14 protein-coding genes are annotated in these 12,882 nt (G+C 66.3%); 8 read left to right on the top strand and 6 right to left on the bottom strand.

Annotated features, from left to right (window positions below; all coding sequences use genetic code 11):
• Window positions 1-12: 12 nt before the first annotated feature.
• Both ald and ASC94_RS19705 read right to left on the bottom strand, forming a co-directional pair.
• The gene (gene ald / locus ASC94_RS19710; RefSeq protein WP_056399137.1) at window positions 13-1,128 is read right to left on the bottom strand and encodes an alanine dehydrogenase; all 1,116 of its coding nucleotides are present in this window, start codon (window positions 1,126-1,128) and stop codon (window positions 13-15) included.
• Between the two features lie 147 nt (window positions 1,129-1,275).
• The gene (locus ASC94_RS19705; RefSeq protein ID WP_056399135.1) at window positions 1,276-2,592 is read right to left on the bottom strand and encodes an aspartate aminotransferase family protein; all 1,317 of its coding nucleotides are present in this window, start codon (window positions 2,590-2,592) and stop codon (window positions 1,276-1,278) included.
• Between the two features lie 164 nt (window positions 2,593-2,756).
• Between ASC94_RS19705 and ASC94_RS19700 the strand changes: the two genes are divergently transcribed.
• Both ASC94_RS19700 and ASC94_RS19695 read left to right on the top strand, forming a co-directional pair.
• On the top strand, window positions 2,757-4,235 hold the full coding sequence (locus ASC94_RS19700) for a PLP-dependent aminotransferase family protein (protein WP_056399132.1): 1,479 nt from the start codon (window positions 2,757-2,759) through the stop codon (window positions 4,233-4,235).
• Between the two features lie 16 nt (window positions 4,236-4,251).
• On the top strand, window positions 4,252-4,953 hold the full coding sequence (locus ASC94_RS19695) for a TetR/AcrR family transcriptional regulator (protein ID WP_056399124.1): 702 nt from the start codon (window positions 4,252-4,254) through the stop codon (window positions 4,951-4,953).
• Here the strand turns inward: ASC94_RS19695 and ASC94_RS19690 are convergent.
• Entirely contained in the window at window positions 4,907-5,983 is a 1,077-nt protein-coding gene (locus tag ASC94_RS19690) for a collagen-binding domain-containing protein (protein WP_200955788.1), read from the bottom strand. The two genes, ASC94_RS19695 and ASC94_RS19690, sit on opposite strands and share 47 nt — an antisense overlap.
• A 101-nt stretch (window positions 5,984-6,084) precedes the next feature.
• Here ASC94_RS19690 and ASC94_RS19685 point away from each other — a divergent pair, with 101 nt between their 5' ends.
• The 6 genes from ASC94_RS19685 (at window position 6,085) to ASC94_RS19660 (ending at window position 9,708) form a co-directional block, all read left to right on the top strand.
• Window positions 6,085-6,648 carry a GNAT family N-acetyltransferase gene (locus tag ASC94_RS19685; RefSeq protein WP_056399118.1) on the top strand — a complete coding sequence of 188 codons (564 nt, stop codon included), beginning with the start codon at window positions 6,085-6,087 and terminating at the stop codon, window positions 6,646-6,648.
• Window positions 6,649-6,801: 153 nt separating this feature from the next.
• Window positions 6,802-7,065, top strand: coding sequence for a hypothetical protein (locus tag ASC94_RS19680; protein WP_056399114.1), 264 nt, complete (start codon window positions 6,802-6,804; stop codon window positions 7,063-7,065).
• A 14-nt stretch (window positions 7,066-7,079) separates the two neighbouring features.
• A complete protein-coding gene (locus ASC94_RS19675; RefSeq protein WP_056399721.1) occupies window positions 7,080-8,006 on the top strand; it encodes a sensor histidine kinase in 927 nt (308 codons plus the stop codon).
• Window positions 8,006-8,764: a LytTR family DNA-binding domain-containing protein gene (locus ASC94_RS19670; RefSeq protein ID WP_056399109.1), complete on the top strand. Its 759-nt coding sequence runs from the start codon at window positions 8,006-8,008 to the stop codon at window positions 8,762-8,764. Before ASC94_RS19675 ends, ASC94_RS19670 begins: the two co-directional genes overlap by 1 nt.
• 88 nt (window positions 8,765-8,852) lie before the next feature.
• Entirely contained in the window at window positions 8,853-9,281 is a 429-nt protein-coding gene (locus tag ASC94_RS19665) for a VOC family protein (protein ID WP_056399107.1), read from the top strand.
• Entirely contained in the window at window positions 9,262-9,708 is a 447-nt protein-coding gene (locus ASC94_RS19660; protein ID WP_082616680.1) for an SgcJ/EcaC family oxidoreductase, read from the top strand. The genes ASC94_RS19665 and ASC94_RS19660 overlap by 20 nt, the downstream gene beginning before the upstream one ends.
• Here ASC94_RS19660 and ASC94_RS19655 read toward each other — a convergent pair whose 3' ends face one another.
• The 3 genes from ASC94_RS19655 to deoA all read right to left on the bottom strand — a co-directional run bounded on the left by ASC94_RS19655 (window position 9,709) and on the right by deoA (window position 12,793).
• Complete coding sequence (locus ASC94_RS19655; protein ID WP_056399104.1) at window positions 9,709-10,932, bottom strand: nucleoside deaminase; 1,224 nt, start codon at window positions 10,930-10,932, stop codon at window positions 9,709-9,711. It lies immediately after the preceding gene.
• Window positions 10,933-10,937: 5 nt separating this feature from the next.
• Window positions 10,938-11,345 carry a cytidine deaminase gene (locus ASC94_RS19650; RefSeq protein ID WP_056399101.1) on the bottom strand — a complete coding sequence of 136 codons (408 nt, stop codon included), beginning with the start codon at window positions 11,343-11,345 and terminating at the stop codon, window positions 10,938-10,940.
• Window positions 11,346-11,470: 125 nt separating this feature from the next.
• Entirely contained in the window at window positions 11,471-12,793 is a 1,323-nt protein-coding gene (gene deoA, locus ASC94_RS19645) for a thymidine phosphorylase (RefSeq protein WP_056399095.1), read from the bottom strand.
• Between the last annotated feature and the right edge of the window lie 89 nt (window positions 12,794-12,882).

The raw sequence follows: 12,882 nt of genomic DNA, 5'->3' as shown, positions 1-12,882 counted from the left end.
TCTTTGCTCCGGTCAGGCCAACAGCGAGTCGGCCGAAATATAGGGGTAGCCCAGGCCGTGCGCCACCGCTTCATAGGTGACATGGCCCTGGCAAACGTTCAATCCATTCTTTAAATGCGGGTTGGCCTGCATGGCGCGCTTCCAGCCCTTGTCGGCCAGCGCCACGGCGTGCCCGATGGTGGCGTTGTTCAGTGCAAAGGTAGAAGTGCGCGCCACCGCGCCCGGCATGTTCGCCACGCAGTAGTGCACCACGCCGTCCACGATGAAGGTGGGCTGCTCGTGCGTGGTGGCGTGCGAGGTTTCAAAGCAGCCGCCCTGGTCGATGGCAACGTCCACCACCACCGCGCCCTTCTTCATGCGCGCAATCATGTCCTTGGTCACCAGCTTGGGCGCCGCCGCACCGGGCACCAGCACCCCGCCGATCACCAGGTCGGCGTCCAGCACCGCCTCCTCGATGGTGTGCGCATTGGAATACAGGGTGGAGACGCGGTTGCCGAACACCAGGTCCAGCTGGCGCAGGCGGTCCACGCTTTTGTCGAGGACCGTCACGCGCGCACCCATGCCCACTGCGATCTGCAGCGCATTGGTGCCCACCACGCCGGCGCCGATAATGGCCACGTGGCCCGGCGCCACGCCCGGCACGCCGCCCAGCAGCAAGCCCATGCCGCCCTTGGACTTCTCCAGGTGGGCGGCGCCGGCCTGGATGGACATGCGTCCGGCCACTTCGCTCATCGGCGCCAGCAGCGGCAGGCCGCCGTTGGCACCGGTGATGGTTTCGTAGGCGATGCAGACCGCGCCCGAGCGTACCAGCGCGCGGGTCTGCTCCGGGTCGGGCGCCAGGTGCAGATAGGTGTACAGGATCTGGCCTTCGCGCAGCATGGCGCATTCCTGCGGTTGCGGTTCCTTCACCTTCACGATCATCTCCGCGCGCGCGAAGATTTCCGCGGCCGTATCGATAATGGAAGCGCCCGAGCCCTCGTACATCGCGTCGGTCAGACCGATGGCCGCGCCTGCGTTTTTCTGCACCAGCACCTGGTGTCCGCGCAGGACCAGCTCTTTTACGCTGGCCGGGGTAAGGCCAACGCGGGATTCCTGATTTTTGATCTCTTTCGGTACGCCTACCAGCATGGTTGTCTCCTTGTGGTGGTTGGCGGGTTACGGCGCTGCGCGCCTAACCCGCCCTACGTTGTTCCGGTGGTGAAATCGATGATTGGATTGGCCTTTGGGTCCGTAGGGCGGGTTAGCGCAGCGTAACCCGCCGGGAGCCGCCTGCGGCTAGTCCAGGTTCCTCAGCACCTTCGCCAGCTTCTCAAACAATTCATCAATGTGCCTCTTCTCGAACACCAGCGGCGGCGACAGCGCGATGATGTCGCCGGTGGTGCGTATCAAGACGCCGTCCGCAAACGCCTTCTTGAACGCGCTGAACGCACGCGCCCCCGGCTTGCCTTCGATCGGCGCCAGCTCGATCCCCGCGATCAGCCCGATGCTGCGGATGTCGATCACGTGCGGCAGGCCTTTCAGCGAATGCACCGCGTCGGCCCAGTATTCCTGGATACCCTGCGCGTGCTCCAGGATGTTCTGTTCCTTGAACACTTCCAGCGTCGCCAGCGACGCCGCGCACGCCACCGGATGGCCGGAATAGGTATAGCCGTGGAACAGCTCGATGCCGGCCGGCGCCTCCATGAAGGCGTCGTGGATGAACTTCTTGGAGAACACCGCGCCCATGGGAATCACGCCGTTGGTCAGGCCCTTGGCAGTGGTCATCATGTCCGGTTCCACGCCGAAGTAGTCGGCCGCGAACGGCGTGGTGAGGCGGCCGAAGCCGGTGATCACTTCGTCGAAGATCAGCAGGATGCCGTGCTTGGTGCACAGCTCGCGCAGGCGCTTCAGGTAGCCCTTGGGCGGGATCAGCACGCCGGTGGAGCCGGCCACCGGCTCCACGATCACGGCCGCGATGGTGGACGCGTCGTGCAGCGCCACGATGCGTTCCAGCTCGTCGGCCAGGTTGGCGCCGTGTTCAGGCTCGCCGCGCGTGTAGGCGTTCTTCTCCAGGTTGTGCGTGTGCGGCAGGTGGTCCACGCCCGGCAGCATCACGCCATACGGCTTGCGGTTGCCGGCGATGCCGCCCACCGAGATGCCGCCGAAGCCCACGCCGTGGTAGCCGCGCTCGCGGCCGATCAGGCGGGTGCGGCCGGCCTCCCCGCGCGCCTTGTGGTACGCCAGCGCGATCTTGAGCGCGGTGTCCACCGCTTCCGAACCGGAGTTGGTGTAGAACACGTGGCCGAACTTGTGGCCGGTGTAGTCCATCAGCTTTTCGGCCAGGTCGAAGGCGGCCGGGTGGCCCATCTGGAAGGTGGGCGCGAAATCGAGCTGGCCTATCATCTCGCGCACGGCGGCCACGATCTTCGGCTGCGCGTGGCCGCAGGGCACGCACCACAGGCCGGCCGTGCCGTCCAGGATGGCGTTGCCGTCCACGTCCTTGTAGTACACGCCTTCGGCCGACACCAGCAGGCGCGGATTGGCCTTGTAATCGCGGTTGTTTGTAAAAGGCATCCAGAAAGACGACATGGATGCTGGTCGGGACTCGTTCATGCATTTCTCCTTAATTTTTTACAAACCGTAAAAATCTTTACCAGTTGGCAAAATCATGGTGCAATAATAGTCAGCAGCTTCACTATGGCACAGATACACAATCAGCAAAACCAGCCAACCGTACAGGTCACAAAAACGATACAGTTCAACGCGGAGAAGGTTTGATGGATGAAGCGGCAACAACGGGCGAGCAGGGCTGCGGCCAGGGCGATGGCGGCGGCTGGCCCGTGCTGGCCATAGAGCGGGCGCGGAAAGGCAGCCTGGTGGACCAGATCGTCTCTGCCATCACGGCCATGGTGGCGCGGCGGGAGTTGCGAATCGGCACAAAAATGCCCTCGGTGAGGCAATTCGCAAAGTGTAATGGCGTGTCCACCTTTACAGTTGTCGAGTCCTATGACCGCCTGGTCACGCTGGGCCTGCTGTCCTCGCGGCGCGGTTCCGGCTATTTCGTGGCCCGCCAGGACGTGCCCGCCACGCTGCTGCCGCAGCCCCACCATCCGGCCCCCGTCCACATCGACGCGCTCACGCCGGAGCTGTATTCCGGCGTGTCCGAAGCGCTGCCGGTGGGCGCGGGCTGGCTGCCGCCGGAATCCTACGGCGAGGACACCATCCTGGACGCGGTGCGCCAGGCCATGCGCATTCCCGCCAACCGCCTGCGCGGCTACGGCCACCCGCTCGGCTTCCCCACCCTGCGCCAGCACATGGCGGCCGTGCTGACCGACGAACTCTATCCGGTGGAGCCGGAGCAGATCCTGCTCACGCACGGCGCCACCCACGCCTTCGACCTGGTGCTGCGCACGCTCACCAAGCCGGGCGACACGGTGCTGGTGGAAGACCCCGGCTACAGCAACCTGCTGTCGCTGATACGCCACCACGGCTGCATCCCGGTCGGCATCGCGCGCGGCGCGGACGGCCTGGACATGGCGGCGCTGGCCGAGCAGGCCCGGGCCCACAGTCCCAAGCTGATGTTCGTAAACACCGTGCTGCAAAACCCGCTCGGCACCTCGCTCTCGCACGCGCAGGCGCACCGCCTGCTGGCACTGGCCGAGCAGTTCGATTTCTGGCTGGTGGAGGACGACATCTACCGCGAGCTCACGCCGCGCGGCGAGGCCTCGCTGGCGGCCATGGACGGGCTGCGGCGCGTGATCCGCGTGGGCAGCTTCTCCAAGACGCTGTCGCCGGTGCTGCGGGTGGGCTCCATCTCGGCCTCCAACTCGCTGCTGCCGGAGCTGCTGCGCGTAAAGATGCTGGCCGGGCTGACCACTTCCGAGATCAACGAGCGCGCCGTGTTCCACGCGATCACCGCGCGGCCCTACCGGCGCATGGTGGAGAAGCTGGCCGGCCAGCTGGAGGAAGGCCGCCGGCGCAGCATCGAGAACCTGGCGGCGGCCGGCCTGCAGCCGCTGGCGCAGCCGCGCGGCGGCATGTTCGTCAGCGCCGGATGGGACGTGCCGCCCTCGCCGTCCGTGAACGGCCGCAGCATTGCCGACCTGGCCCTGAAGTCCGGCATCCTGCTCTCGCCCGGCGAATTTTTCATGCTGCGCCCCTGCACCAGCATCTGGTTCCGTTTCAACGCCGCCTACAGCGACAGCCCGCAGCTGCGCCAGTTCCTGCAATCCGTCCGACCCAGCCAGAGAGAATAGAGAGAAGGCCCGCGCCATGCCAGACACCAAACCGACCGTCGTCCCCGGCCTTGCCGCCGCGCCCAAGGTGAAGCGCCGCGTCATCAACCGCGGCAAGCTGGAATCGGACATTGCCGCCGTGGCGGTGCGCATGTTCGCCGAGTGCGGCTACGAAGGCACCTCCATCGCGGCCATCGCCGACGCGGCGCAGATGTCCAAGCAGAACCTGATGTACTATTACCCGACCAAGCAGGCGCTCTACCAGCGTGTGCTCGACGACGTGCTGGACGACTGGCTGAAACGCATGGAAAGCCTGGCCGACGAGGAGCACGACCCGCGCGACGTGCTGCGCACCTACATCCAGGCCAAGCTGCGCTTCTCGCGCGAGCAGCCCTGGGCCTCGAAGGTGTATGCGATGGAGGTGATCAGCGGCGCGCAGCTGTACGGCGAGCAGATCAGGAGCCGCGTGGTGCCGCTGCTGCGCAAGGATATCGACGTGTTCGAGAAGTGGATCGCGGCCGGACGCATCGCGCCGCTCAACGCGACCCACCTGATCTTCATGATCTGGGCCATGACGCAGTCCTACGCCGACTTCTCGGCGCAGATGGCGCTGGTGCTGGACAAGAAGCAGCTGGCCCGCAAGGACTACGACGACGGCGAGGACACCATCGTGCGCATGGTGCTGGCTGCGATCAGCGGGCCGGGGCAGCCCGGCGGCGGCGCGCCAGCAAGCCCATGACGCCCAGGCCGCCGGCCAGCAGGGCCATGCTGCCCGGCTCCGGCACACCGGCGGCAGGCGCGCCGGCAGAGCCGCCGCCGCCATTGCCGCCCAGTCCGCCGTTGAAGCTCTGCAGATGGATCTCGGCGCGCTGGTCCAGGCCGTTGACGAACACGCCGCCTTCGATGTTCTGGTTGTTGGTCAGGTAGGCGCCGGTGGCCAGCAGCGAACCGCCCCACTGGCTGTTGACGGTAAGGTTGGTGGCGTTGTAGAAGTTCCACAGCAGCTTGCTGCCGTACTGCTGCGCGGCGCTGCCCAGGAAGTTGGCGCCCAGGGTGGCGCTCTTGACGTCGGTGTTCAGGATGACGCTGCTGGCGCCGTTCAGGTTGAAGCGGAACTCGCCCTTGGAGAACAGCACGGTGTCGATCGCGGTCAGGTCGAACACGGCCACCCCGCTGGCATTGGCCACGGCGTTGAAAATGGCCAGATTGCCGTCGAAGGCCACCGAGCTGCCGGTGCTCGACAGCGACTGCAGGCTGCCGGACAGGCCGCCCAGCACGCTGCCGAAATTGGTGGAGGTCGAGGCCACGACGTTGGCAATCATGACCTCGTTGGGCGTGGCCAGTTTGCCTCCGTTGAAATTGCCGCTGCTGCCGCCTTCCACGTAGGCCGCGCCGTTCAGGTTGCTATTGCTGACGCCGCCGTACACCACGCTGCTGCCGCTGTTGACGGTGGAGTTGCTCAGGCCGCCGCCGATCACCGCGCCCAGGCCGTTGACCTTGACGTTGCTGGCCGAGCCGGCCACGGTCAGGCCGGCGTAGCTGGAGCCGGGCGTGTCGTTGATGTGCTGCACGTAGTCGCCGCCCGAGAGGGAGCCGCCCACGTAAGTGCGGCCGTCCGTGTGCGAGCTGGACGTGGCGCTGCCCAGCACCACGGTATTAAACTGCTTCAGGATCTCGGAAGCGGACAGCGGCGTGGCGTGCGCGGCGGCAGGCAACAGGCCGCAGGCAGCCAGGGCGACAGCGGAAAGAACGGGGCGAAACATCATCATTGACCTCTTTCGCAACTTTTATAAATTTGCATTAAAGTAACACTAGGTGTAATTTTAGCACGGTAATGTGCCTCGAGAAATTTAAATTGACAGATAGAAATATGCCAAAATTGCCGGAAACTATACTCAAGACGGAGCGGCTGGTACTGCGCCACATCCGCGAGGGCGATGCGCCCGCCCTGTTCGCCATCTATTCCGACCCCGAGGCCATGCGCTACTGGAGCAGTCCGCCATGGCAGCGGATGGCCCAGGCCGAAGACCACGTGGCCTTGACGCTGGCGGGCTACCAGGACGGCAGCATGCTCACCATGGGCATGACCCTGGCGCAAACGGGCGAGCTGATCGGCGTGTGCCGCCTGCACCACTTCAACCAGCAGAACCGCCGCTGCGAGATGGGCTACATCCTGTCGCGCGCGCACTGGGGCAAAGGCTATATGCAGGAGGCGCTGGCGGCCACCATCGGCCACAGCCTGGAAGCGTTCGGCCTGCACCGCATCGAAGCCGACGTGGACCCGCGCAACGCCGGCTCGGCCGCCCTGCTTAAACGCCTGCACTTCGTGCATGAAGGCCATCTGCGCCAGCGCTGGATCGTGAACGGCGAAGTGTGCGACACCGACTTCTTCGGCCTGCTGCGCTCGGACTGGGACGCGGCGCGCGGCAAATAAGGGGTGCCGTGCGGCAACTAGGGCGCGCCTCGCGGCGCAGCTCGGCGCCCGCAGGGGACAGCTTATCCCGCAGAAATGCCAATTCGTCGGAAAGCGGCTGCGGCCAGCGCTGCGGATTGTTACATTGGGGCCATATCAACCACGGAGGTCCTTATGAAAACCATCAACCGCACTGTCGGCGGCGTGTTCCGCGAAGTGGGCCAGGCTGCCGCGCAGATCGGCCGCGCCTTCACCCGCGCGCTGTCGCGCATGTCGTGGCCTGCGCTGCTGGCCAGCTGCATCATGATGGCGCTGCTGCTCACCATCCTGCCGCTGGCGCTGACGCTGTTTGCCATCTTCCTGCTGCTGAAGATCGCCATCGCCCTGATCGCAGGCCATCATGCCAGCAAGCACGTGCACGAAAACAAAGAACACTAAGCAAGGATATGGAAATGGCATTCAGCCGCACTAAAAAAGGCACCCGCAGCCTGGTCGCGTTCATCGGCGAGGTGGGCGACACCGCCCGCACCCTGTGGTGGAACTTCTTCGACTGGCTGGCCCAGGTCGAGTGGCGCAAGCTGGGGGTGATCGCCGTGGTGGCGCTGCTCCTGGCCGCGCCGTTCAGGCTGGGCGAGTCGGTGGCGATGTTCATCGTCTTTTCAGTCGGCCTGAAAGTGCTGGCGGGCGGCAAGCGCCGCGCCGAAAGCGAGGCCCGCGTGGCCGAGCAGCAGGCCGGCACGGAAACGCTGGAGCGCCGCCTGGTGGAAGCGCAGATGGCCGCGCTGCAGGCCCAGGTCGAGCCGCATTTCCTGTTCAACACCCTGGCCCTGATCGGCCAGCTGATCGAGACCGATCCGCCCCAGGCCGCCAAGATCCACGCCCACCTGATCGATTACCTGCGCGCCACGCTGCCGCAGATGCGCGCCAAGGGCAACGGCACGCTGGGGCGCCAGATCGAGCTCTCGCGCGCCTACCTGGCCATCATGCAGGCCCGCATGCGCGAACGGCTGGCGGTATCGATCGACGTGCCGCCCGACCTGCTGAGCGCATCGTTCCCGCCCATGATGCTGCAGACCCTGATTGAAAACGCCATCAAGCACGGCCTCGAACCCAAGGTGGAAGGCGGCCGCATCGACATCCGCGCCAGCGCCAGCAGCACCGCCGCCGGCAATGTGCTGCAGATCGAAGTGCAGGACGACGGCGTGGGCTTCGACGTGCACGCAGGCGACGGCCTGGGCCTGACCAATATCCGCGAGCGCCTGCGCCTGTTGTACGGCAGCCGCGCCCAGCTCATCATTGAAGCGCCGCTGGACGGCGGCGCGCGCGCCATCATCCGCATGCCCTTTGCCCCCGATATCTTTGCCGGAACCAAGCTGTAATGAAGACACCGACCGCCATCATCGCCGACGACGAAGAGCCCATGCGCCAGCTGCTGCGCACGCGCCTGCACGAGGCGTGGCCGCAGCTGCAGATCGTGGCCGAGGCGGCCAACGGCGTGGAAGCCATTGCGCTGACCGGGCTGCACCAGCCGGACATCGTGTTCCTCGACATCCGCATGCCCGGCATGTCGGGCATCGAGGCGGCGCGCATGCTGTTCAACCGCTGCCACATCGTGTTCGTCACCGCCTACGACCAGTACGCCATCGAAGCGTTCGAACAGGGCGCGCTGGACTACCTGCTCAAGCCGGCCGGCGGCGAGCGCCTGAAGACCACCTGCGAGCGCCTGCAGGCGCGGCTGGGCAAATCGCCGGACAACATTGAACGCCAGCTGAGCCAGCTGCTGGCGCACACCGCGCAGCGCAAGCCGCAGGAATTCCTCAAATGGATACAGGCCCAGGTGGGCACCAGCCTGCGCATGATCAGCACGCGCGAAGTGCTGTTCTTCCGCGCCGACGAGAAATACACGCGGGTGCAGACGCTGGAAGGCGAAGTGCTGATCCGTAAAACGCTGAAGGAGCTGGAAGACGAGCTGGACCCGAAGGAATTCTGGCGCATCCACCGCTCCACGCTGGTGCGGGTGGACGCGATTGCCGAGGTCAAGCGCGACCTGCGCGGCCGCCAGATGGTGCGCGTGCGCCATTCGGAAGAAGAACTCGAGGTCAGCCGGGGCAACACCCACCTGTTCCAGCAGATGTGACCAGCGCACTCGCGCACTGCAACAATTTGCTCCCCCTCGCCCACTGGTCTATATTGTTTGGACTAGACTCACACCACAGGGGGAGCACATGTCCAGCATACCGAAGAACACACGCGCCACCATCACGCCCTGCCTGCGCTACCGCGACGCGCCGGCAGCCATCGACTGGCTGTGCCGCACTTTAGGTTTCGAGCGGGCACTGGTCGTTCCCAACGAGGACGGCACCATCGCGCACGCCCAGCTCACCTACGGCAACGGCATGGTGATGCTCAGCTCCATCTTCAACACCGAGTTCGGCGAGCTGATGACGCAGCCCGCCAGCACCGGCATGAAGGTCACGCAATGCTGCTACCTGGTGGTCAACGATGCGGACCTGGTGCACCAGCGCGCCGTGGCTGCCGGGGCGCCCATCGTCATGCCGCTCAAGGACGAGGAATACGGCGGCCGCGGCTTCACCTGCCGCGACCCGGAAGGACAGCTGTGGAGCGTGGGCACCTATGACCCCTGGGCCAACTGACCACGCCGCGCCGGACACGGCGCACGGTGGCGCCCTGTCCGACGGACCGGCCATCCGGCGCGTGATCGCCGCCTGGCTGGAAGCGACCCGCGAAGGCAACGTCGACAAGGTGCTGCCGCTGATGACGCCGGACGTGGTGTTCCTGGTGGCAGGCCAGCCGCCCATGCACGGGCGCGACGGTTTCGCGGCCAGCCTGCGCGCCGTGCTGGCCACGCACCGCATCGAATCGGACAGCACGGTGGACGAAGTGGAAGTGTGCGGCGACGTGGCCTGGTGCCGTACCACGCTGGAAGTGCGGGTGCTGCCGCTGGCCGAAGGGGGCAAGGCCATGCGCCGCGCCGGCCATACCCTGTCCATCTTCCGCCGCAACGGCGACGGCCACTGGCAGCTCGCGCGCGACGCGAACATGCTCGCGCCGGTGCCCTGACTACGCCGCCAGCGCCGCGATCAGTTCCGCGTCCGCCACCTGCACCGGGCGGATGCGGATCAGATGCCGGTACAGCGGCGGCATGGAGCGGCAGATGTGCTCCAGCGCCTGCTGCGGCAGGGACGGCCGCACGTACTGGAACTGCGCCGGGTTTGATTCCGGCAGCTCGCCTTCCATGGTGGAGCCGTACGCGCCCAGCTCCATGAAGCTGAGGGCGCCGTCGTCCGGCCCGTTGGCGAAGACAAAGGTGCCGTCCTTGGGATGGCCCAGGTACTGGCGGATTTCCTCGCGCTGCGCGGGGCCGATCCGGGCGCCGTCGAGCAGCTTGTAGCGCAGCTGCGCGTAGGCGCGCGTGCATTCCATGAAGGCGGTGCGGATGCCGGACTTGTTGCGTCGGCCCGGCATGCACAGCAGCAGGTTGCCGAAGGAGTCAAGCAAGGCGACCGCGTCGCCCTTTCCGCCCATCACCTTGTCGCGCGCCATGGCCTTCTTCAGGGCCGGCGCCAGCTGCGCGTCCGGCCGCTGCGGCGCGCAGCGCACCGACAGCGCCTCCGGGAATACCTTGCGCAGGGCCGATACGATGGCGTGCTTGGGCGACAGCGTGGCCGGGTCCTTCAGCTGCGCGCGCGGCGGATCGACATTGAACAGCGCCATCGCGCCCTTGGCCGTGGCCTCGAACACCAGCGAGCACAACGCCTGGGTGGGCTCGGCGATGGTCTTGCCGATGAAAAAGGACCTGGGCGCCATGCCGTGCGCCGGGCGCGCGTACTGCGAATCGCCCAGCACGGCCGGATAGCTGAAGCTGGCCTGGGCTTGCGTGCGCAGGCCCTCCGGCAGCGCATCGAATCGCGCGCTGCTGTCGTAGTTGATGCCGGCGTTGGCGTCGGTGGCCGCCACCATCACGTTGAAGCCGCCGGCCAGGATGGCGCCCGTGCACATGCAGCATGGATCGAGCGAGGTGACGATGGTGATGTCCTTCGGCTCGGGCAGCGGCACGCCCTTGGCGCGCTCGGCGTAGTACCAGTCGATCAGCTGGCGCTCGCCGTGCGCGGTGGGGTCGTACACCATGCCCTGGCGGATCACGTTGTTGTGCAGCGACTTGAGCACTTTGCCGGTCTGGTCCAGCATGGCGCCGCCGACACCGAAAGTGCCCTGCGTTTTCGCCACGATGGCCTCGGCCGCCGCAACGGCGACCGCAGCCTGCACGTCGATAACCTTCTTCAAGATGCTTACTTCTTCTTCAGGTCCGCGCCGCCAAAGGCGTTCGGCAGCTGGGCTGACGCGGTGGTTTCGAAGACGTCGCCCTTCAGGTTGCTCAGCACCACGGGCAGGTCGTTGCCGCCCAGCTCCAGGGTCACCTGGCGGCAGGCGCCGCAGGGGGCGATCGGGCCGTCGGTCTCGCCGATGACGGCCAGCTTGTCGAAGTCGCCCGGCTTGTAGCCGTGCGCGATGGCGCTGAAGAAGGCGGTGCGTTCGGCGCAGTTGCACAGGCCATAGGACGCGTTCTCCACGTTACAGCCGTGGAATACCTTGCCGTCGCGGGTCAGCAGCGCGGCGCCGACCTTGAAGTTGGAGTAAGGCGTGTAGGCCTTCAGGCGCGCCTGCGCGGCTTCGGCGATCAGTTGTTCGTTGTTCATTGCGGTTCCTTGTGCGTTGGTCTCGGGCGGCGCGCGGCGGGTTACGCCTGCGGCGCTAACCCGCCCTACGGTGTTGCCCGTCCCGTGGGGCGGGTTGGGCGCAACGCGCCGCAACCCGCCACTCTTCACGGGCGGATGGTGCGGTAGATGACCGGGTTGGCGGCTGGCGCGGCGCCGGCGATGCTGTAGGCGGCCTGGATCTGCGCCACGGCGGCTTGCGCCGCCGCTTCGGTGCGGGCGTGCACTTTTGCCAGCGGCTGGCCGGCTTGCACCGGCTGGCCCAGTTCCACCAGGTCAGTCAGGCCGACCGCGAAGTCGATCTTGTCGGTCGGGACGCGGCGGCCGCCGCCCAGCGCAACCACCGCCAGGCCGATGTCGCGGCATACGGTCCTGGCGGCGTAGCCGGACGACAGCGCCGGCACGTCCACCACCACCGGCGCTTTTTCCAGGTGCTTGTCCATATTCGTCATCAGGTCGGACGGGCCGCCCAGCGCGGCCACCATGCGCGCGAAGCGCTCGGCGGCTTCGCCGGAGTCCAGCGCATGCTGCAGCCTGGCGCGCGCTTCCGTCTCGGTGGCGGCCAGCTTGCCCAGCACCAGCATCTCGGCGCATAGCGCCATCGTCACTTCGTGCAGGCGCGCCGGACGGCATTTGCCGGTCAGGTAGTCGATGGCGCCGCGCACTTCCAGCGCATTGCCGGCCCACGGCGAGAGCGATTCGTTCATGTCGGTGAGCAGCGCCGACGTCAGCGTGCCCGCGCCGTTGCCGACGGTGACGATGCTCTCGGCCAGTTCCACCGATTTTTCGTAACTAGGCATGAAGGCGCCCGAGCCCACTTTCACATCCATGGCCAGCACGTCCAGGCCGGCCGACAGTTTCTTCGACAGGATGGAGCCGGTGATCATGGCCACCGATTCCACGGTGGCGGTGACGTCGCGGATGGAATAGAAGCGCTTGTCGGACGGCGCCAGCGAGGCGGTCTGGCCGATGATGGCCACGCCCACGTCGCGCACCACCTGGCGGAACTTGTCGTTGTCCGGCACGGTGGAATAGCCGGGGATGGAGTCGAACTTGTCCAGCGTGCCGCCGGTGTGGCCCAGGCCGCGTCCCGAGATCATCGGCACGAAACCGCCGCAGGCGGCAATCATCGGTCCCAGCATCAGCGAGACCACGTCGCCCACGCCGCCGGTGGAGTGCTTGTCCATCACGGGACCGGGCAGGTTCAGCGATTTCCACTCCAGCACCTGGCCGGAATCGCGCATGGCCAGGGTGAAGGCCACACGCTCGTCCATGTTCATGTCGTTGAAGAAGACGGCCATGGCCAGCGCGGCGATCTGCCCTTCGCTGACGCTGCCATCGGTAATGCCGCGCACGAAGAACTGGATTTCTTCGGCGCTCAGCACGCCCTTGTCGCGTTTCTTGCGGATGATTTCTTGGGTCAGGAACATGGTTTTTCTCTTCTTTTTAAGGTAGTTGGGCCGCAGGCCAGGGTATGGTCTGCGGCCCCTCCCGGCGGGTTACGGTGCTGCGCACCTAA

It is taken from the genome of Massilia sp. Root418, assembly GCF_001425265.1.
GTDB lineage: Bacteria > Pseudomonadota > Gammaproteobacteria > Burkholderiales > Burkholderiaceae_D > Rugamonas.
Note: the sequence above shows the minus strand (reverse complement) of the source record. Positions and strands in the feature narration are given on the sequence as shown.

What these genes read in the sequence shown, in the direction of transcription:
- ald (WP_056399137.1), bottom strand. Translation starts at nt 1,128, where the DNA reads ATGCTGGTAGGCGTACCGAAAGAGATCAAAAATCAGGAATCCCGCGTT.
- ASC94_RS19705 (WP_056399135.1), bottom strand. Translation starts at nt 2,592, where the DNA reads ATGAACGAGTCCCGACCAGCATCCATGTCGTCTTTCTGGATGCCTTTT.
- ASC94_RS19700 (WP_056399132.1), top strand. Translation starts at nt 2,757, where the DNA reads ATGGATGAAGCGGCAACAACGGGCGAGCAGGGCTGCGGCCAGGGCGAT.
- ASC94_RS19695 (WP_056399124.1), top strand. Translation starts at nt 4,252, where the DNA reads ATGCCAGACACCAAACCGACCGTCGTCCCCGGCCTTGCCGCCGCGCCC.
- ASC94_RS19690 (WP_200955788.1), bottom strand. Translation starts at nt 5,983, where the DNA reads ATGATGATGTTTCGCCCCGTTCTTTCCGCTGTCGCCCTGGCTGCCTGC.
- ASC94_RS19685 (WP_056399118.1), top strand. Translation starts at nt 6,085, where the DNA reads ATGCCAAAATTGCCGGAAACTATACTCAAGACGGAGCGGCTGGTACTG.
- ASC94_RS19680 (WP_056399114.1), top strand. Translation starts at nt 6,802, where the DNA reads ATGAAAACCATCAACCGCACTGTCGGCGGCGTGTTCCGCGAAGTGGGC.
- ASC94_RS19675 (WP_056399721.1), top strand. Translation starts at nt 7,080, where the DNA reads ATGGCATTCAGCCGCACTAAAAAAGGCACCCGCAGCCTGGTCGCGTTC.
- ASC94_RS19670 (WP_056399109.1), top strand. Translation starts at nt 8,006, where the DNA reads ATGAAGACACCGACCGCCATCATCGCCGACGACGAAGAGCCCATGCGC.
- ASC94_RS19665 (WP_056399107.1), top strand. Translation starts at nt 8,853, where the DNA reads ATGTCCAGCATACCGAAGAACACACGCGCCACCATCACGCCCTGCCTG.
- ASC94_RS19660 (WP_082616680.1), top strand. Translation starts at nt 9,262, where the DNA reads ATGACCCCTGGGCCAACTGACCACGCCGCGCCGGACACGGCGCACGGT.
- ASC94_RS19650 (WP_056399101.1), bottom strand. Translation starts at nt 11,345, where the DNA reads ATGAACAACGAACAACTGATCGCCGAAGCCGCGCAGGCGCGCCTGAAG.
- deoA (WP_056399095.1), bottom strand. Translation starts at nt 12,793, where the DNA reads ATGTTCCTGACCCAAGAAATCATCCGCAAGAAACGCGACAAGGGCGTG.